Genomic DNA, 20,122 nt, shown 5'->3' with positions numbered 1-20,122 from the left:
TTAATAAACATGTCAGAGGTAAAAATTAATCCGGAAGGAAGAGTGGCGCTGGTAAGCGGCGGCAATAGAGGTATTGGGAAAGCAATCGTTGTGGAGCTACTAGAAAGGGGAGCAAGTAAAGTGTATGCAGGAGCAAGAAATCCAGATACTCTTACCGTGCTAAAGGAAAAATATGGTGACCGATTGGTGCCATTGAAATTGGACGTAACTGATACTAGTTCGGTAGCTGAAGCTGTAAAAGTGGCGAATGATGTTGAAATATTAATCAATAACGCCGGCATACTGAGCGCCGGAGGGTTGTTGGCTGAAGACGCAGCCGAAAATCTAGTCAATGACCTTTCTGTTAATGTGTATGGTTTGTTGAATGTGACCAACACTTTTATTGATGTGCTGAGGTCAAAGGACTCGGCAGCAATAGTAAATGTATCTTCTTTGGCTGGTCTTGCCAATATGCCAGTTATTGGTACGTATTCAGTTACCAAAGCGGCAGTTCATAGTATGACACAGGGTTATAGAGCAGAGCTTGCACAAACCAATGTGTTGGTATCGGGTGTTTATCCCGGAGCCATTGATACGGATATGACCAAGGGCATGGAGATGGGAAAGGATACACCCGAGAATGTAGCTAAAGCTGTGGTGGATGGATTGATAGCAGGTAGTGAAGATATTTACCCTGATGCTATGTCTGAGCAACTCGGTACTGGTTATGAATCAAGTCCAAAAGCCATAGAAAAAGAATTTGCCAATTATGTTGGCTAATTGATTGTTAGTTGAGGTGGTTTGAATCCCGACGGCATAGCCGCCGGGATTTTTTTTATTCTGTTGCAACTCGTTTTGCCAGAATTACTTCTTCCTTAAACCAGCAATCAACCACCATAGGCTGACCCAGCTCGTAGAGATTGGAATGTATTTCTTCCATAGAAGGAAACTGAGCAGCTGCAGTGGCCATTCCTTTCGTATCGTTGGCCATTTTAAATTTGTCGTAGGCGGCAATGAATACAGCTCTTCTGGCCACAATATCTTTTTCACCGATGCATTCAGTGAAGCTCGACATGTACAAATTACCGATGAGCTTGTAAGCTTCTTTATTACTACTTTTTGATATAGCGAGTTTAGCATATTTATGTGCTTCCTGCTTCTTTTGCTCCAGCGTCATGGTTTTTGCCAATTCCAGATATGCATCGCTTTCCTCACTTGGATCTTGAGCCTGTTGAAGCGCAATTCCCAAATATTTTTGAGCATCTCTTAAGCGCTTGTCAATAATAGATTTTTTTGCGGCATACATCGCTAGTTTGTATTCCGGTTCATTTTGAAGAACCACAGCCAACGCTTGTTCTGCCTTTTCATTGACCTCGCAGTCCATTTTAAAGACCATATTCAAATAACGTTTGGCATCATCAAGTTCAGTCACTCTTTGGCCATATATTTCTCCTATTTTGTCACAGTTTAGCGCTACAGCTTCAAGCAGCATCTTATCTATTTTATCCACGTAGCCTTTTTCATCGCCTTGGGCCCTCAATTCCCTTGAAATATTATCATAGTTCGCCAATACACTGGCTTCATCAACAGTTTGCTTATATTTTTTAGCTCTTCTCATGAGATCAAAATAAGCCAGCATATTCGATTGAGAAACTGCACTTAGATTTTCGTCGAATCTTTCCTGAAAGAGAGCATTCAAACTGTCGTACCTGACCGGCTGGTTAATCCAATAGCGATAGATAGAGGAAAGGAACTGATTTTGGATTTGGTCAGTTTTTCCATAAATAGTAAAACGTTGCTGATATAAGTCCAGCGCTTTTTGTTGATATTCCTTTATTTGCTCTTTGTCCTTTGTCGACTTAATGAGTTTTTCGTAGACCTTTACACCTTTGATGTAATACTTTTCTTCTTCATTGGGACTGTTTTGGATAATGAACTCCAAATTGGTCTTGGCCTTTTCCCAATCTTTAAGGTAATAGTAATCCTGAAACATCAATTTGCAGTCTTCCAACGTAGGTTGATGAGTTTGTGCCAAGGAGCTTACTGCCGTCAATAGTATTACATAGAGGGTTGCAATCGATTTATTCATCTGATTTTTTTGGTTTATTGCACAACCGCAATAATTGTGCTAAAACTACAAATGACGTATTAGGCAATTATTAACCTACTTTTAAATTATCAAGTGTACGATATCGATCTTTTTCTTAATGTTGATGAACAGCTTCAACCCGACCAGTTTTTTTGACAGCTACTTATCGTAAAATGATTTTGCAAGGACGAGGACTTCATTTATGGTACTCATGTCAATGTCCTCATTTGGATCTATCGTCAAGGTCTTCATTCTAGCTCTATCTCCCTGAACTAGTGAAGGATGGTCAATTTTTCCTCCTTCCACTATTAACAGGTATGGGTGACCTGATTTCTTATCTGTCCAAATGTAACAGAATGCTTTTTCTCCATAGAGATAACAGGGCATGCCGTATTTTTTTGTTTCCTTGATATTAGGATCGAAATGAAGTACGATTTCCCGTAAAGCGTATAGGCAGCTTTTGGCAGGTTCTTCTTTGGTTAGAAAAAATGAAGCTAAATCTGGGTGCATATGCTAATCCTGGAAATGAAGTTTGAATGTAGTACCTATATTGGTTTGGCTGTCGACCTCAATGTATCCTCCCATAGCTTCCAAGTGCCTTTTGGTCATAAACAGACCTAGTCCCTGACCATCAGAGTTATCATGAAGTCGCGTTCCAAGTTGAAACATTTTCTCACGATACTTACTTAAGTCTATGCCTAGGCCTTGATCTTGGATGAAGACCGAAGTGCCGGATTTTTCTCGATTGGCATAAATGTCAATCTTTTTGGAAGTGCTAGTAATGCCGTATTTGAGCGCATTAGTTATCAAATTATGGAAAATGCTGTCCAAATAAGCTGGGAATGCTTTGATTGTATAGGATTCTTCAATATCAATATTTAGATGTACTTCTTTGTGCTTAATGATCTGATTGGTGAGTTTAATTACACGTTGAACGGCCTCTGAAAGACTGCAATCCACCTTTTCAAGTACATCAGACCCATTTTCAAAATTGATCAATTCATTGATGTTGGTAATTGAATTGTCCAATTTCTGGGTAGTTACTTTCAACATATCCAAGTAATCCTCGCTGCCTGGGGTAACATTTATCATTCGTGAAAGACCAATCATATTTGCGACAGAGGCGCGCATGTTATGAGAGGTGATGTAAGAAAATTCCTTGAGTCTTTTGTTTTGATCCCTGGTTGTAATAAGTAATTTTTCCAGCTCTTTTTGTTTTTCGGTTCTGAGCTGAATATTCACAAGCATGTCTGAAAACAATCTTAATATGGCAATTTCCTTACTTGTGTAAGCGCGTTTCTTATCAACCGAATCGAATCCTACAAGTCCCCTGCAGATTTTATCATGCATGAGCGGTACAGAGATAAGGCTCTTGACACCTTGATGTTGTAACATTGATTTTGAGTGCCCTTCTGGCAAAAGCTGAGTATCTGAGATGTATAGAAAATCCCCTATGAAATGAGGTTCAAGTAAATCATTAAACTCGATCATAGACATTTCTTGAGATTCATCAATGGCCGGCTTTACTCCATCTGCACACCATTCGAAGGTGTTGCTCACGGTTCGGTTGACATAATCAAAATCAAAAAGGTAGGATCGGTCGGCTTGAACAAACTTTCCAATTTCCATTAGAGAGTTATAAATAACTTGGTCAACGTCTGAGAGGGGGGTATTGATATATCTGGAAGAAATCTTCATTAAAATATCTTGTAATTCCGCTTGTGCATTCAGCTCATTTTCCGCTTCTTTTTCCTTCGTAACGTCGCGAACCGTTGCTTGCAAGAACTGTCTTTCACTAAAATCTACTCTCGTGAGCAGTACTGTGGCTGGAAAACATTCGCCGGTCATGCGTTTATGAGTCCATTCAAAAAAGTGAGAACCATTGATCATGGCAGTTTGAATCATGCGCTTTGCCTTTACTGAAGAAAGCTCTCCGTTCGGCTGTACTTCCGGGGAGACTTCCCAAGGGCCAATGCTCGTCCATTCTGCCATATCTTTTACTTTGAACATGTCCAGTATGGTATGATTACCAGTGGTGAATTTCCAAGAAGGTGGCTCCAAAGTCATAATGGCATCCGTTGAAGTATAAAAAAGCCTTTTGTACATTTCGTTTGCCTGATGCCGTTCTTCTTCATGTTTTTGGCGCTCGGTGATGTCAGATACCAATGCTGAAAATCCAAATGTTTTTTTGCCATCCTTCAATGGGGCGTACATTATGTTGTAGTATCTCATTGAGTCCCCATCGCCGAAGGGCCTGATTACGGTGAAACTATCTCCGGCCAACGCTCTATCGAAATGCTCTTTAGCCAATGATCTGGATTGGCCCTTGGCAAAGAAGTCTAAGATACACTCACCTTTCTGAATCTCTTTGCCATACATGTTTTTGAGGAGATTGTTACCACTTCGATTTACGGTTAATACACGGTATTCGGTGTCGAGCGAAAATGCAATAAGCGTATCGTAGCTGTTTAGTATCTGTTCGTGGTAGTTCATTTATCTAGCTGGCTTGTCAGGTTAGGTCGACCCCTCACTAAATATATAACATCGTACGCATAGGAGCAAGCTGGTTTGTTACTTACCAATCCATGTATTACATTTTCTCATCTGCCTGATTAACACTATTCATCAACTAGTATTGTTTAGCTTGCGTTAAATGTGGAACATTGACAATGAATAAAAATCTTTGGTTGTTTGTCATTCCTGCTTTGATCTGGGGATCTACCTGGTTTACTATCAAATTTCAGTTGGGGATAGTGGATCCGTTGGTTTCGGTCGTGTATCGATATTTATTGGCAGGTGTGCTGATGCTTTCCTTTTGTGTTCTGGCCAAAAAGAAAATGAAATTTTCTCTAGGCGATCATGGATTTATGGCCTTACAAGGGTTGTTACTTTTTGGAGTTAACTATTGGTTGGTCTATGAGGCAGAAGTTTATCTTGCCAGCGGACTTATTGCTGTAGCCTATTCTACACTAGTTTTTCTTAATTCTGCTTTTGGTGCTATTTTTCTGAAACGAGCCATTAACAAGCAGGTGATTATTGCGGCCCTTTTTGGCTTGTCCGGTACTATCCTGATATTCAGCAATGAGTTTATGGGGCTTAGCTTTACCAAACAAACAATTCAGGGAACGATTATTACAGTATTATCAGTAGTGATAGCGTCATTGGGCAATATTACTTCGGCTAGAAACTCAGCTAATCAAATTCCGGTCATTCAGGCCAATGCTTTTGGAATGCTCTATGGTGGAATATGGATGTTTATTCTGGCACTGGTACTTGGCCGACCTTTTAGTTTTGATCCGTCAGCAGGCTATATTATTTCTTTACTTTACCTCACTATTTTTGGTTCTATCATTGCATTTGGAACTTATCTCACACTTATTAGTCGGGTAGGGGCGGATAAGGCGGCCTATGCGCTGGTTGTTATTCCGGTCATAGCAATTGGGATATCATTGGTTTTTGAAAATTATCAAATGACTCCATACGCAGCGGTAGGGATAGTACTGATCATGATTGGAAATGTGCTGGCCATACGAAAAAAGAAGCAAGTGACAGCAAAGGTTTAATTCAAAAAGGCTTCAGTCAAACACGCCCAGTGCGTCTTTAGGAATTATTTGATTTCAATTCCATCACACGTTCCTACAAATGGAACTCCCGTTAGCTCAAAAGCATAGGTGATAAGACCTACGTACACCTCGTCAGCATAAGTCGGAGCTTCTCCTGGCAATTCTCCTGTGCCGTTGTATAAGGTCCAATTATCGCTGTTTGAGGATGTATTAGGCACTTGCCAATAGACAGTGATGGAGCGATCTTCATTTCCAACTATTCTAATATCTGCTCTTCCATCGGGAACTGTATTGGCGCCTATATCATTGACGCTAGAGCTACCTTCGTTAGTATTTTTACCTTCAATGGTGAATCGAGTAGAGCCTCTATGACCTATAACCACATGGCTGGAACTTGGAGCGGTCAGGTCTAGCACATGAACCTGAACCCCGCAAAAATTGTAAGGATTGTTGTCGCCGGTTGGAGCAGTTTGGGAGTCATCCTGAGTGCCTATGCCTATGTTTCGAGCAATGAACTCAAAGGGAAATTTCAGTTTTTTGGCATCCAACCTCCCCTGATCTTCATGGAAGTGAAGTGTGATATTGTTTTCGTTACTTGTAAGGTTGGCATGATAACGTCCATTCTTTCTCGTCACATCTGGTAGGGCAGAAGCATTGTTAGTGACGTAGTCAATGAGTTCGCCGTCTCCTTCAAAATTGTCTGAAAATTCACTTGTTACTTCATCATCAGAATTGTCACCAGAATCATCACTTGGATTGGTGTCGCTGTCTTCGCTGCAGAAGGCTAAAAATAGGAACAGAAAGCTTAGGGTAAAAAGTTGGGCTATTTTTTTCATAAGGATGAAACGTATAATGTCTAAAAAACTTATGCTCGGAGCAAATATTAATTACCTCAATCAATCAATCAATCAAGTTAATCAGTAGATGCCTTTTTTAAAAAATGTTTTATTCCGCCGTTGATTTCGGCTGAAACATTAAAGAATAAAACAGCTCCACAATAGACAATGCCGATCACAACAGATCTCACTACAAGATCAACCAGAACGTGCTCAAGACGAGGTAAAGCCAAACCTACAAGCAAAACAACAATTCCAATAAGTAGTAGTATTCCGTTTTCTCGGGAAAAAGGGATGAAACCGAATTTATATTTAATAAAAATCATCTTGGTCATACCGAATATGAAAAGTGCTGAAAGTGAGGCGAATGCCGCACCTGAAATCCCATAGGCTGGTATTAAAACTAAGTTGAGCACAATCATCAATACCGTCAGTAGTGCGATTGTTACTACATTAAACTTGTAGTATTCAGACATAGAAATGATTTGACTGCTGTTGGCAAATGCCATGTCCATGACCTTAGATAACCCTATAAAGTACACCACATAACGACCCGTAGCAAATTCTGAACCATTGGACATAAGGGCAAATAAGTTGTCCAGATTACACACGAGACCTATAAAAAACAGTCCCCCAACGACCATTTGATTGATTGAGGTTTGTTTGTAGATTTTCTCTATTGCGACGAAATCTTGATTTTCCAATAGGTCCGAAACAAGTGGTGTAGTGATTTGTGCAATCACTCGTCGGGAAAGCTCGATCATGACAGCGAAATAGAAAACTGTTGAATATATACCATTAGCGCTGAGTCCAAGTGTTGATGAAATCATGATCTGATCTATATTCAGAATAATATTGGTACTACCCGCTCCGATCATAACGAAAAGCGAATAAACACCTATTCTCCTGATTAAAGACTTGTCGATGAGGTTTAGCTTGAGTGAGAATTTCAATTCACCCATCCATAGAATGTAGCCAATCAGAGAGAGTAGCATCAGCCCGTAGATAATAATTAGCCCATAGGCCAGCTGGTGGAAGGAGATGAATTGCAAATAGTAAAGAGAAACCCCGATGGTCAACATAATCCTTAGAAGGATCTCTTTAATAATATTTTGGATAATTATTTTTAAAAACAAGCGACTGTAGGCTTCAAGTAAGCTATGAAGCGAAAGAAAAAAAATCAGTACAACTACGACTAAAAAATATTCTGATAAAAGTGCAGATTTAGCGCTGAAATAAGCAGTAATAGGTGCCTTGAATGCATACAATACTCCACAAGTGAGTAGAAATCCGAAAAGGACGACGAGCACACAGAAGGTAATCAGTTGTGTAAGCCCCTCTGGTTTTTTCTTAAGCTCAGGGGCAAACTTAAGAAGGGCTTGACCAATACCCAATTGGGCAAATGACATGATCAAAAAGGCCGAGGATGGAATAACCCGCAGTAGACCAATTTGCTCAGTAGTCATAAACGAGGGGTATAGGATGATGGTGTTAACGAAACCGATAGCCGCACCCAAATAAGTGAAAAAGGCAGAAATGCTACTCTGTTTGATGACTACTCCCAACCGTTTTTTGAGCTTTGATACGACGCAATGATAACTTATAAACCGTAAATTGGTATTTATTTCTAAAGCAATTTGTAAGTTTATAATTCGATTCTAAATAACTACCGCAGTGACCAACGCAGAAATAAAAACCAAGCTCAAATTAGCCTCTAAACTCATGGAGCTCCATGGTGAAAACCCTTTTAAAATCCGTGGCTATCAGACCGCTGCAGATACAATCAGTGATCTGGACAAGGAACTCCATGGCCTGACTACAGATGAAATACCTCAAATAGAAGGGATTGGTAAGGGTATGGCGGCCAATATCGTGCAGTTGCTGGAAAGAGGTTCTTTTGACGGCATGGACCAATTACTTACGAATACACCAGAAGGTGTGGTAGAGATGTTTAAAATCTCGGGCTTTGGTCCGAAGAAAATTGCAGTGCTTTGGAAGGAAGGTGGTGTAGAATCACTCGACGATTTATTAAGGTTTTGTCAGCAGGGTAAGGTGGCTAAACTTAAGGGCTTTGCCGAAAAATCTCAAGAGACCTTGATGAACGCTGTGGAGTTTACTATTTCATGCAGAGGATATGAAAGGTATGCGAATGTGGAACCAGTCATGAAAGATCTCCTGTCGTTTTTCGAGAATCACGCGGCGGTTGCATTATTTTCAGAGACCGGTGATTTGAGACGTAGAATGGAGACGGTAAACCAGATGGATTTTTTGGTAGCTTCCGATGATTTTGAGTCGACTCGTAAAGCAATTAATCAAAATGACAAATTGGAAGAAAACGAGCTGATGTCTGGACCATTTAGTTGGTATGGGTATTATGAAAAATGTCCCATTCCTGTTAAAATACGATTCTGTGCTACAGATCATTTTTACAATACTTTAGTTGAGACCACAGCGCATCCCAGACATTTGAATGCAACCATAGAAGGAGAGCGGACATTAAAAACCACAATTGTTGAAAAGGTGTATCCTTCGGAACAAGCAATATATGAAGCAGCAGGTTTAGCTCCGGTGGTTCCAGAATTGAGAGAGGGAGAATTTGAGGTGGAGCTTGCCAAACAAAACAAACTCCCGAACCTTATTGAGATGAATGATCTCAAAGGGATTCTTCATAATCACTCCACATACAGCGACGGAAGGCATACACTTCGACAAATGGCTGAGCACTGTCGAGATTTGGGCTATGAATACCTTGGCATCTCGGATCACAGTCAGACAGCAGTTTATGCCAGTGGATTACAAGATTTTAGGGTCAAGGAACAACAAGAAGAAATCAAAAAACTAAATGAAGAATTAGCTCCTTTCAAGATTTTTTCAGGAATTGAATCAGATATTCTCAATGACGGCTCGCTCGACTATACAGATGATATATTGGCCAGCTTTGATTTCATTGTAGCGTCTGTGCATTCCGGTCTTACTATGGATATTACAAAGGCTACCAACCGCTTATTGGCTGCTATTCACAATCCATATACTACTATTTTAGGACACATGACAGGGCGACTGATTTTAGAACGAGAAGGCTATCCGGTAGACCATAAGGCCGTTATTGACGCTTGTGCTGAAAGAGGAGTGGTCATCGAGATCAATGCCAGCCCCTATCGCCTGGATATCGATTGGAGATGGGTGCATTATGCGTTGGAAAAAGGTGTGATGCTTAGTATCAACCCAGATGCGCATAAGATGGAAGGTTATAAGGATATGTATTACGGACTGCTAGCTGGACGAAAGGGAGGATTGACAAAGGACATGTGCCTGAATGCCATGACTCTTCCTGAGATTTCTAAATACTTTGAAGGGAGAAGGAAATGAAACCAACGTATAAAACCGTTATGATCATGTCATGGCGGTTCCATGTGACCAATAAAAATTATTAACGGATGAAAGCCCTCTATTTAGTCCGCCATGCAAAATCTAGTTGGAAAGACGCTTCATTAAGCGATAGAGATCGCCCCTTAAATAAAAGGGGGGAACGTGATGCACCGCGAATGGCAGAATTCTTGTCTGAAAAAATAACTTGTCCAGACACTTTTATATGTAGCCCGTCTCGTAGAACAAAGGATACTGCAGCGAGTTTTTTGCAAGTGTTTGGTAAAACGGATGCTGATTTGAAACTGGAGGAGGACTTATTCCATGGTTATGAGGAAGATATGGCCAATATCCTCAAACATGTAGATGGCAACTATCAATCCGCCATGCTTTTTGTTCATAATCCAGGTATTACAGATTATGTCAATGAGTTGACAGGTTCTAATATTTTAAATATTCCTACTTGCGGCGTGGCTGGAATCAAGCTTGAAATAAATAACTGGGCAGAAATAAACAAATGTCCTGCTGAATTGCTTTTTTATTATTATCCGAAAGGCCTAAATTTACCCTCATAATTGAGATTTTTCTCAGTTCCCCCCAAAACTCGTAGTAATTTCAATGAATCTCAATTGCGATCGAGGCGAATTAAATCGCCATTAATCGTTTGAGGTAGGAGATTTATTGCCCGAATTTTATGAATTGAAACAGCTAAAAAACTAAATCAGAAACTATGTCTTATAAACCAGCATCCGACAGATACGAAAAAATGAAATACCGCAGATGCGGAAAATCGGGACTATTACTTCCCGCAATATCCCTTGGTCTTTGGCATAATTTTGGCCATGTCGACCTTTATGAAAATGGTAGACGTATGGTCAGACATGCATTTGATCAAGGCATCACACACTTTGACCTAGCCAACAATTATGGACCACCTCCGGGCTCAGCTGAAGAGAATTTTGGTAAGATGATAGAGCAAGACCTGAGGCCTTTTCGCGATGAGTTGATTATTTCTACCAAAGCCGGATATCTTATGTGGGATGGTCCATATGGGGAGTGGGGTAGTAGAAAATACATTCTTTCAAGCTTGGACCAATCGCTGAAGCGAATGGGATTGGACTATGTAGATATTTTTTATCATCATAGACCTGACCCGAATACACCCGTTGAGGAGTCAGCCTTGGCTCTGGATCATGCCGTAAAACAGGGTAAGGCCCTGTATGTAGGAGTATCAAATTACCAGCCAGAACAGACTGAGGAGATTACCAAAATATTTAAGGAATTAAGAACACCATTCATTATACATCAGCCTCGCTATTCTATGTTTGATAGATGGGTAGAAGACGGCTTATTGGATACATTGGAAAATCATGGGGTTGGAAGTATCGTGTTTTCTCCTTTGGCTCAGGGGCTATTGACGGACAAATACCTGAAAGGAATACCGGAAAACTCAAGAGCGGCTAAAGAGTCTGGATTTCTAAAATCAGATCAGGTCACGGAGGAAAAAATCAATAAAGTATTGGCTTTACAAAAAATAGCTGAAACGAGAGAGCAGACTATTTCTCAATTGGCTATTGCGTGGTTATTGAGACGCGATGTAGTAACCTCTGTGCTGATCGGAGCCAGTAGTGTAGACCAGTTGCAGCAAAATCTGGCAAGCATTGACAATATTGAATTTAGTGATTCGGAGCTTCAGGAAATTGAAAATATTCTGAAATGATGTAAATCTAAGAGCCATGACAGCAATAATCAGTCATGGCTCTTAATTCATAGATAGTTGTTGGCGTGCTAGTCTTCAATCCTCATGTCATCAGATAGCTCATTATCTGGTTTGACCACATTGGTAAAGCCGTTATCCAATAGCAGAGCTTCACATTTTTTGATGGCGTTGGCTATGCCTTGTGCCGGTTGGTTGGTTTTTATACCCTCGATCACCAGGCCAAGTATTTCGTTCCAGTCATTTTGTTGAATTTTTGCATTGATGCCTGAATCACCCAGGACCTGCACCTGATGTTCCAACTCGCTGATGTAAATCAGAATGCCGATCCGATCACCGGTATCGAAAACCTGTTCCTGAAGAAAAATATCCCTGGCCTTGGTAAGTACACGATGACCTACGACCTCATTGGGTGTGAAAGACACACGAAGGGAATGGAGAAAGTAGGGAATGGCAAAACCTACTAAGAATGTGACAATACCCAATAAGCAAATGGATAGTACACTAGCAGATGCGGGTAAAAGCCATAGATAGGAAAGTACGGCGATCAAGGAAAGATAGAGTGTCAAAAACACACCAGCTAACTTCCAGCAGGCCATGAGATAGCTATCGCTGCTACGAGCAAAATAGACAACCATTTCGCCCGCAGTTTTTTGTTCTAACTCTCGAACGGCTTCTTTGACTAGTTGCTTATCGGCTTCGGAAAATTCGAATTTCTTTTTCATGTGTTTGTAATTTGACACCTATTGGTCACATGGAACCTCCATGAGATTATCATTCTTTTGCGAGTTGAATGATTTCACATGTCGGTTTCATTTGTTTCAATCATTAGCCTCTAACTGTTGGCTATTAAAAATCATTAATTCTTTGTCATTGTTGAATTAAACATTCAACAAACTACCAGTCTCCGGAAGCACCGCCTCCACCAAAACCGCCTCCACCACCAGAAAATCCACCGAAACCTCCGCCCCCAGAAAATCCACCTCCTGAACCACCGTAGTACCCTCCTCCATAGTATCCACCGCCACCTCGTCCGCCAGTAGAATTGCTGAATAGGACAAAAAGAGATACAATTAAAGAAAAGAAGCCCATAATGATATTGGACATAGCCCAAGCCAATAAAAGTGCGATGAGTACCGCCACTATGAATTTGACGGAAGACTTCTTTATCAGGCTTTTGATTATACTCAATCCTATCAGCCCAAATAAGATCAACCCAATAGAAAAATTCTTACCCGAGCCTTGAGGTTTGTAATTCTTTTTGGTAACAGCAGGGAGCTCCTCTCCATTGATCAAATCTATGATGGCGTCTAACCCTTTGTTGATACCGGTGGCGAATTGACTATGTCTGAACTCTGGTGTAATGATGTTTTCAATGATTCTCTTGGCATATATATCCGGAATGGCTCCTTCCAGGCCATAACCGACATCTATTCTCATTTTCCGATCCTCCATAGCAATAACCATAAGTACTCCGTCATCTACGCCGCCACGGCCAATTTTCCATTTTTCAGCTACACGAATGCTATACTGCTCTATTTCTTCGGGTTTGGTCGAAGGCAAGATAAGCACTGCAATTTGACTTCCTTTATTCTCTTCGAAACGGGCCAATTTATCTTCGAGGTACCCAAGATCGCCATCGGAAAAAGTGCCGGACAAATCAGTAACCCGCTGTTTGAGTTCTGGAATTGCCACATAGTCCTGAGCCATTGTAAGATTGCTCAGAAAAATGAAACTAATAAGGGCAAAAAGAGTTTTAGTATTCTTGATTTTCATTCCAGCTAAAGTACTAGATTTGTTTTTTAACCAATAGAATTATGAATAAAAAGACTTTAATCATATTAGCAGTTGTCGCCATAGCAGTGATCTGGATGTACAGTTCTATAAAAGGAATGTACAATACAATGGTGACCATGGATGAAAGTGCGATTGCTCAGTGGGCAAATGTAGAGACCCAATATCAGCGCAGAGCGGATTTGATACCTAATTTGGTGAACACTGTGAAGGGCTATGCTGCTCACGAAAAGGAAACATTGGAAGGCGTGATTCAGGCGAGAGCTAAAGCCACCAGTATGACCATTGACCCTAGCAATTTAAATGCACAGACTATTCAACAATATCAACAAGCTCAAAGTGGATTGTCTTCTGCACTTTCGAGGCTATTGGTCACCGTAGAGAAGTATCCTGATCTCAAAGCTAATCAGAACTTTTTGGAACTACAGGCTCAGCTTGAGGGTACTGAGAATAGAATTGCCGTAGAACGGAGAAGGTTTAACGAAAGCGTGCAAGGGTATAATACCTATGTTCGTAAGTTTCCGAATACTATGTTCGCAGGTATGTTTGGTTTCGAAAAGAAAGTAGCATTCGCAGCTCAGGAAGGAAGTGAAAATGCTCCTAAGGTGGAGTTTTAGAAATCTAGAGAAATATTAATAGTTACAATGAAACTCCTTTACTTGCTTCCATGTTAATAAGCATATGGCAACATTTTCTGATATGATCAATGCGAACCAGCCGGTGCTGGTCGATTTTTATGCTGACTGGTGTGGTCCTTGTCAGCAAATGGCCCCAGTACTGTCTGAGTTAAAAGGGGAGCTCGATGGTAAAGCCCAGGTAATTAAAGTAGATGTTGATAAGAATCAAAAAGCTTCTCAAATTTATCAGATTCGAACGATTCCTACGATGATTCTTTTTAAAAAAGGACAAATTCTCTGGAGACATTCAGGTACTTCTACCAAGCAACAGCTCAAGTCTGTGATCGAATCTCATATATGAAAGCCTTAGCCTTTGTATTACTTTGTTCGTTACCTATTCAAAACCCACAAGAGGATATGAAAAAAAAGGCTTTTTATACGATGATCAATGCGTTGATCAGCCATTCTGTAGATGAGGTAAAAGCTGATCAAATTACTCAGGAAAACAGGGTTTGGTTAGATGCCAGAGCAAAGGCTGAATTTGATGTCAGTCGGATCGAAAATGCTCAATTTGTAGGGTATGACAATTTTGACATTGAATCGGTAAGTGAGATTGATAAAAATGCTGAAATCATCGTCTATTGCTCTATTGGATATAGGAGTGAAAAAGTGGCTGAAAAGTTGGTTCAGGCAGGATTTACCAATGTCAAGAATCTTTATGGCGGTATTTTTGACTGGCACAACTCTGGAAAACATGTAGTAGACAGTCTAGGAAATCAGACAAATAAAGTACATGGTTTTGGACGAACCTGGGGCGTATGGTTGAATGATGCAGAGACCGTATATTGATGTATAAGGTCATTTGGCGATATCAAGTTAAACCCGAAGGTGTCAAAGAGTTTCTGAAAATCTATGACTCCAGTGGAGAATGGGTACAACTCTTTTCTAGGTCTCCGGATTTTATTAAGACCGAATTATTCTACGAAACCAATGCGATTCAATATTTTCTCACCATAGATTATTGGAAGTCCAAGAAGGCCTATAAGGAGTTTTACAAGGCGAACAAGAAAGAAGTAGGTCAGATTGATGCTATGGGTGAAGGACTAACCATTTTTGAAGAGCGGCTTGGCGAGTTTATCACCAAATGAGTAGAGTTTCCATCCAAACTTGAGTGATAGCAATAAAATTAATAGTTTTGAGCCATCAACTCTAATGGCCTCGTAGTTCAATGGATAGAATAGAAGTTTCCTAAACTTTAGATGCAAGTTCGATTCTTGCCGAGGCTACTTTTAACATGAAGTTTCCTAAAACGATAGATCCAGACGGTGCGCCGTGCGATCGATCCCTGGAGGGGCTACTCGATCAGTTATCCCGTCTTCCTAAACTTTAGATGCAAGCGGTGAGCCGTGAGATCGATCTCTGGATGGGCTACTTTCTCCCATTGATATAAAAGTAATAGTCAACGATTTAAAAAAAAGTATAAAAACTTAACCGGAGAGCATTAGTTTTAGAAATAGAGACACTCAAGAATGGATGTGATGGAGTAACATGACGCTAATTTTGTCAATTCTTCCCCGATCCATATTAACTTGCAAGACCAAACAACATCCGACTCAGTTGATTATTCAATTGTTTACAACACAATTTTTTTAAAGAATCAATGTCGAAGTTATATCCACTTAAAGGGAAAGTGCAGCATTATGCCTGGGGAGGCGAAGCATACATTCCCAATCTATTGAACATCAGGGCTGAAAACCCTCCATACGCTGAATATTGGCTGGGTGCTCATGTCAACGCACCTTCAGTTTTGAAGTCAGAAAATGGAGAACAAAACCTGGATAATTTCATAGAAACAAACATAGACAGCACACTCGGACAGTCTATCGCGGCGAGATTTGGCAGATTACCATTTCTTTTCAAAGTTTTGGATGTAAAAGACATGCTATCCATCCAGGTACATCCCACAAAAGTGGAGGCGGAAAAAGGCTTTGCCAGAGAAAATGAAATGGGTATTCCACTCAACGCGCCCAATAGAAATTATAAGGATGATAACCATAAGCCGGAAATTATGGTTGCCCTTAGTGAATTCTGGTTGCTTCATGGTTTTTTGCCAGAAGTTGACCTAAAAGCTGTTTTGAACCAAGTCCCTGAATTGAGCTATTTGCTTAAAAATTTTGAAAATGGAGGGTATTTTGAACTCTACAAAAAGGTGATGGAGCAGTCAGACGAAGAACGAAATCAAGTATTACGACCGTTAATTGATCGAATTTTGCCCTTGTATAAAGCCGGGCAATTGGATAAGGCCAACCCCGATTATTGGGCGGCCAAAGCAGTCGATTCAGCGGAAGATCGATCGGTGTTGGATAGAGGAATTTATTCTATATACTTTTTTAACATTGTCCGCGCTGAGCCCGGACAGGCTGTGTTTCAAGATGCTGGGATTCCTCACGCCTATTTGGAAGGACAGAATATGGAACTGATGGCCAATTCGGATAATGTGCTTCGTGGAGGACTGACTCCAAAACATGTTGATGTAGCTGAACTACTAAAACATGTGATTTTCGAGGAGACTCATCCAAACATTATGCATGGTGAACTACAACCCGATGGCCTGGAAAGAATATATAAGAGTCCCGCGCCCGATTTTGAACTAAGTAAGATTGATTTGAAATCCTCGGACCGATACTTGTCAAGAGCCAGTACAGCTCAAATTCTAATAGTTCTGGAAGGTGAGGCAGAGGTGACCGAGGGGCAAAAAAAGGTAGTTTTGAAGAAGGGTGAATCTGCGTTTATAACTTCCAATTGTGATTATGAGGTGATAAGCCCTGCACCGACGACTACTATGTATAAGGCTACTGCGCCTTAAAAGGCACTGCGCATAAGATAAAACAATAAAGCCGGTATTGCCGGCTTTATTGTTTATTACTAATTAATCTACTTTTACAATATGATGTACTTCGCGCAATCGCTCAGTTTTAATCTGTAGAACGTAGAAGCCTCCTTCTAAGCTCGCTCCGATTTGCAAGCGATTGTCAGATCTTGTTATAATTTCCTGATACCTTATTGCACCTGTCAGGTCGAATAGAGAGACCTGAATATGATCTTCAGTAAAGGAACTTAAATCAATATTAATATGGTCATTGAAAGGATTAGGGTACATTTTGACCGTTCCGGACACAACTTGATCAGGCTCAGGGCCAGCAGATCCGGAATTTACAGAGACTGAGTAATCTTCTACTTCGCTGAAATACTCGGTACCACACGGATTTGGTGTTCCTCCATAAAGAGTTCTTACACGTAATCTGGTAGTTCCGTTGGATGCAGAGCCAGGTACTGTAATATTGGCTGAATAGCTGCCGCCCGAACCGGAACCTGACAGTACTTCTTCGTTAGCATCATCAAAATCACCATCCTGATTCCAATCGATCCATGCTTTTGCATTTGTACCACTCCAGGTGTTGTGAGGAGTTACAGTAATCGAAGTTCCATTAGATATGGTTGTGCTTTGTGAGGTAAAGTCAGAGTAGCCACTTGCGTCATAAGTTGTGGAATTATCAATTTGACCGATTTCCACTTGCTTAATATACTGGCCGCTAGGTGCACCGTTAGTTACATCGCAATAGTCAGCGGGTGGGTTGGTTGTTCCTGTGATATTGACTGTGTAGTCTTCCACTTCTCCATCACCAATGCTGCCACAAGGGCTAGGTGCAGAGTTGTATTTCATAGAAACTCTCATTCGTGTAGAGCCTAGAGCTACGGACGCATCTGGCGTAATTGTACCGTTGACTGCAGAATTTGAAGCAGAGCCCGCATCAAACACTGATTCACCAGCGTCATCGAAATCCCCATCTTGGTTGTAGTCGATCCATACTTTGAAGTACTCATTGTAAGCAGAGCCCGAAAAGCCCGGAGTCAAAGTGATTGAATGACCTTGTCCTCTGGCTAAATCAACCGTTTGGGCAGTAAAGTCAGAATACAATTGTGCACCTGATGTATGATTAAGGCTTCCAACCTGAACACCGGCAATCCATTCATATTGGACCCTGCTACCGGATGACTCACAATAATTTGGACCTGTGACTGGGTTGACAGTGATGTGATTCGACTTTGTCAAGCTGTTATTTCCATCCGCATTAGTCGCTTCCAAGGTTACAGCATAAGTACCTGCTGTGTTATACGTGACTTGTGGATTTTGATCCGTGCTTGTGGAAGGTGTGCCACCGGTAAATGTCCAATTCCATGAAGTGGGAGAGTTTGTGGATTCGTCAGAAAATGTTACAGATTGTCCCGCGTCTATGGTAGTCGCTGAAGCACTAAATGCAGCTACCGGTGGGTTTCCAGCGTTACCTGTTGTTTGTCCGGCAGTGATTGTTCCGTTGGGATCTTCATTGTAAGCATAGTCCAAAACGGTATACTCATTACCACTGGCAGAAACCGAGACTCTAAACCAACCGTGTACGTTCCATCCCAGGGAATTAGGTGCTTGAAATCCGATATAACCGGTTTGACCATCCCAAACAGAATAACTGCTCGTTCTGAGATTGTGTTCGTCAGGATAAGCACCGCCTGCCACCCAGTTGGATGCGGCACTGATTGGCGTACCACTTGACAATCTTGTCAAATTACGTGAAGTGCCTTCGCAAATCATTGATTTTAGGTAGGTCTCAAATCTCAGATCTCCATTGTCGTACCAGGCCCCGTATTTATTTCCGTTTAAGCTGATCGTAAAAGGTTTCCATGTGTCGGTGGCATTTACAGTCTGATCAGCCATGTTTTCATACACAATTTGGTATGGGTCTATAAAGTCGATAGAAAATGTCATGCTGGCGCTAAACAAACTACCTACGCCTCCCGAAATAGCCGGGTTAAGGAAGGTTATGGATAAGTTGTTTGCACTATTAGAAGCTGCATGGTTGCTAGCGGAACCGGAAATTGTAAAACTGGCTGTCGAATTGTTGCTTACATTAATACTTACATTTAGTCCGTTTGGAATGTTTGATGTAGTATAGTGGATCCCTTCTGTCAAAGTTCCCGTAGTAGCAAACGATGCTCCATTTGCTGTTGTTATACTTGCATTTCCACTGACGAGACCATTGTTGGATTGGTCTTCTCGATAGGAAGAAGTGGACAAAAGAAGATGTGCACCTATGCCATTCACGCCTGTGGCATCCAAATTGGAAGCTTGCCAGAGTGGCTGTCTTGTCGAATGGTTCAGTGCTGCTTCCATACGACTTACCTGGCCTGCGGTAAACATCCGATAACATTCAGAATAATCCATGAAGTTTTCTCCGTTGGCAGGGCCGGCGCCAGTACACTTTTCTATCGTATAGTTGCAAGTACCTGAGTTAGAAGTGGTAGCCGGTGTGTCACTCACGTTATCACCTGGAGCTGCACAATCATTGTCAAAAGTATGCGCTAGGTTTAGATAGTGACCGAACTCGTGGGTTAATACCCTTCTGAAATTCTCATCAGTGTTCGAGCCAATGTATCTCCCATTGTACACCACGCGTGCCAGATTGTTGTTAGACATCCAGTCATCCGGATACCAGGCAACACCAGATCTATTGGTCGTGCCATCGTTGTACAAGTCGAGCATAATGTAAATGTTCATGTACTTGTAGTTATCCCAGGCGTATTGTTGAATTTGAGCATCATAGCCGCTACCGTTACCAAAACCCGACAGTACAGGGTTGAATGTAATTCCCGTAGTTGCATTGCCATTGGGGTCAATCTTTGCAAGTTTAAATTCAATATCAAGCGTAGACTTTATGCCGCTAAACAACGCTGATACATCACCCCAGTCGTTGTTCAAGCCATTAAAATCTTCGTTGGTTTTTTGCAGAGCATCTTCTATGATGGATTGAGTAACTACATCTCCTAAAAAGTCTGTACCAAATACGTGGAATACCACAGGAATGGTGTAGCTGGATGCTGCCGTTTTTTGAGCAGCTTGCGAAGTATTAAATACCTCTGTGAATCGGTTAAATTCTTGAGCTTTTTCTCTTGAACCTGGTCTGGTTCGATAGAGCTCTTCCATAGCTTTTGATGTCCCGCAGCCGATACCCTCGGACTGCGCCATTAAAGTTGGCTGGTTGATAATTGATGACAACAAAATGGCCATCATAATACATAAAGTACCTCTCATAGATTTATAGGTTAGT

18 protein-coding genes and 1 tRNA gene are annotated in these 20,122 nt (G+C 41.1%); 11 read left to right on the top strand and 8 right to left on the bottom strand.

The features are described 5' to 3' along the window. Window positions 1-9 precede the first annotated feature (9 nt). A complete protein-coding gene (locus tag ABJD64_RS07480) occupies window positions 10-759 on the top strand; it encodes an SDR family oxidoreductase (protein WP_348180097.1) in 750 nt (249 codons plus the stop codon). Between the two features lie 55 nt (window positions 760-814). Here ABJD64_RS07480 and ABJD64_RS07475 read toward each other — a convergent pair whose 3' ends face one another. The 3 genes from ABJD64_RS07475 to ABJD64_RS07465 all read right to left on the bottom strand — a co-directional run bounded on the left by ABJD64_RS07475 (window position 815) and on the right by ABJD64_RS07465 (window position 4,561). Beyond that, window positions 815-2,068: a hypothetical protein gene (locus tag ABJD64_RS07475; RefSeq protein WP_348180095.1), complete on the bottom strand. Its 1,254-nt coding sequence runs from the start codon at window positions 2,066-2,068 to the stop codon at window positions 815-817. Between the two features lie 159 nt (window positions 2,069-2,227). Then, window positions 2,228-2,578 carry a DUF1801 domain-containing protein gene (locus ABJD64_RS07470; RefSeq protein WP_348180094.1) on the bottom strand — a complete coding sequence of 117 codons (351 nt, stop codon included), beginning with the start codon at window positions 2,576-2,578 and terminating at the stop codon, window positions 2,228-2,230. Between the two features lie 3 nt (window positions 2,579-2,581). Continuing rightward, complete coding sequence (locus tag ABJD64_RS07465) at window positions 2,582-4,561, bottom strand: ATP-binding protein (RefSeq protein WP_348180092.1); 1,980 nt, start codon at window positions 4,559-4,561, stop codon at window positions 2,582-2,584. Between the two features lie 176 nt (window positions 4,562-4,737). Here ABJD64_RS07465 and ABJD64_RS07460 point away from each other — a divergent pair, with 176 nt between their 5' ends. Then, complete coding sequence (locus tag ABJD64_RS07460) at window positions 4,738-5,631, top strand: EamA family transporter (RefSeq protein ID WP_348180090.1); 894 nt, start codon at window positions 4,738-4,740, stop codon at window positions 5,629-5,631. Window positions 5,632-5,675: 44 nt separating this feature from the next. Here ABJD64_RS07460 and ABJD64_RS07455 read toward each other — a convergent pair whose 3' ends face one another. Together ABJD64_RS07455 and ABJD64_RS07450 are read right to left on the bottom strand one after the other, a co-directional pair. Further along, on the bottom strand, window positions 5,676-6,467 hold the full coding sequence (locus ABJD64_RS07455) for a hypothetical protein (RefSeq protein WP_348180088.1): 792 nt from the start codon (window positions 6,465-6,467) through the stop codon (window positions 5,676-5,678). 77 nt (window positions 6,468-6,544) lie between these two features. Next, complete coding sequence (locus tag ABJD64_RS07450) at window positions 6,545-8,032, bottom strand: polysaccharide biosynthesis C-terminal domain-containing protein (protein ID WP_348180086.1); 1,488 nt, start codon at window positions 8,030-8,032, stop codon at window positions 6,545-6,547. A 109-nt stretch (window positions 8,033-8,141) separates the two neighbouring features. Between ABJD64_RS07450 and polX the strand changes: the two genes are divergently transcribed. The 3 genes from polX to mgrA all read left to right on the top strand — a co-directional run bounded on the left by polX (window position 8,142) and on the right by mgrA (window position 11,553). Then, on the top strand, window positions 8,142-9,836 hold the full coding sequence (gene polX / locus ABJD64_RS07445) for a DNA polymerase/3'-5' exonuclease PolX (protein ID WP_348180084.1): 1,695 nt from the start codon (window positions 8,142-8,144) through the stop codon (window positions 9,834-9,836). Between the two features lie 68 nt (window positions 9,837-9,904). Further along, on the top strand, window positions 9,905-10,408 hold the full coding sequence (locus ABJD64_RS07440; RefSeq protein WP_348180082.1) for a histidine phosphatase family protein: 504 nt from the start codon (window positions 9,905-9,907) through the stop codon (window positions 10,406-10,408). A gap of 155 nt (window positions 10,409-10,563) precedes the next feature. After that, a complete protein-coding gene (gene mgrA, locus ABJD64_RS07435) occupies window positions 10,564-11,553 on the top strand; it encodes an L-glyceraldehyde 3-phosphate reductase (RefSeq protein WP_348180080.1) in 990 nt (329 codons plus the stop codon). A gap of 68 nt (window positions 11,554-11,621) precedes the next feature. Here the strand turns inward: mgrA and ABJD64_RS07430 are convergent, their stop codons facing one another. Further along, window positions 11,622-12,275, bottom strand: a complete 654-nt coding sequence (locus ABJD64_RS07430; RefSeq protein WP_348180078.1) for a hypothetical protein — start codon at window positions 12,273-12,275, stop codon at window positions 11,622-11,624. Between the two features lie 172 nt (window positions 12,276-12,447). Continuing rightward, window positions 12,448-13,326: a TPM domain-containing protein gene (locus tag ABJD64_RS07425; RefSeq protein WP_348180076.1), complete on the bottom strand. Its 879-nt coding sequence runs from the start codon at window positions 13,324-13,326 to the stop codon at window positions 12,448-12,450. Between the two features lie 41 nt (window positions 13,327-13,367). Here ABJD64_RS07425 and ABJD64_RS07420 point away from each other — a divergent pair, with 41 nt between their 5' ends. The 6 genes from ABJD64_RS07420 to manA all read left to right on the top strand — a co-directional run bounded on the left by ABJD64_RS07420 (window position 13,368) and on the right by manA (window position 16,827). Beyond that, complete coding sequence (locus ABJD64_RS07420; RefSeq protein WP_348180074.1) at window positions 13,368-13,961, top strand: LemA family protein; 594 nt, start codon at window positions 13,368-13,370, stop codon at window positions 13,959-13,961. Window positions 13,962-14,025: 64 nt separating this feature from the next. Continuing rightward, a complete protein-coding gene (gene trxA, locus ABJD64_RS07415) occupies window positions 14,026-14,322 on the top strand; it encodes a thioredoxin (protein WP_348180072.1) in 297 nt (98 codons plus the stop codon). Between the two features lie 56 nt (window positions 14,323-14,378). Next, window positions 14,379-14,810, top strand: a complete 432-nt coding sequence (locus ABJD64_RS07410; protein WP_348180071.1) for a rhodanese-like domain-containing protein — start codon at window positions 14,379-14,381, stop codon at window positions 14,808-14,810. Further along, window positions 14,810-15,109: an antibiotic biosynthesis monooxygenase gene (locus ABJD64_RS07405; RefSeq protein WP_348180070.1), complete on the top strand. Its 300-nt coding sequence runs from the start codon at window positions 14,810-14,812 to the stop codon at window positions 15,107-15,109. Before ABJD64_RS07410 ends, ABJD64_RS07405 begins: the two co-directional genes overlap by 1 nt. 66 nt (window positions 15,110-15,175) lie before the next feature. Continuing rightward, window positions 15,176-15,247, top strand: a tRNA-Arg gene (locus tag ABJD64_RS07400). A 374-nt stretch (window positions 15,248-15,621) separates the two neighbouring features. Next, window positions 15,622-16,827, top strand: a complete 1,206-nt coding sequence (gene manA, locus ABJD64_RS07395) for a mannose-6-phosphate isomerase, class I (protein ID WP_348180068.1) — start codon at window positions 15,622-15,624, stop codon at window positions 16,825-16,827. 63 nt (window positions 16,828-16,890) lie between these two features. Here the strand turns inward: manA and ABJD64_RS07390 are convergent, their stop codons facing one another. Continuing rightward, window positions 16,891-20,106 carry a M43 family zinc metalloprotease gene (locus ABJD64_RS07390; RefSeq protein ID WP_348180066.1) on the bottom strand — a complete coding sequence of 1,072 codons (3,216 nt, stop codon included), beginning with the start codon at window positions 20,104-20,106 and terminating at the stop codon, window positions 16,891-16,893. Window positions 20,107-20,122: the final 16 nt, after the last annotated feature.

This window comes from Reichenbachiella sp., assembly GCF_039944555.1.
Taxonomy (GTDB): Bacteria; Bacteroidota; Bacteroidia; order Cytophagales; family Cyclobacteriaceae; genus Reichenbachiella.
Note: the sequence above shows the minus strand (reverse complement) of the source record. Positions and strands in the feature narration are given on the sequence as shown.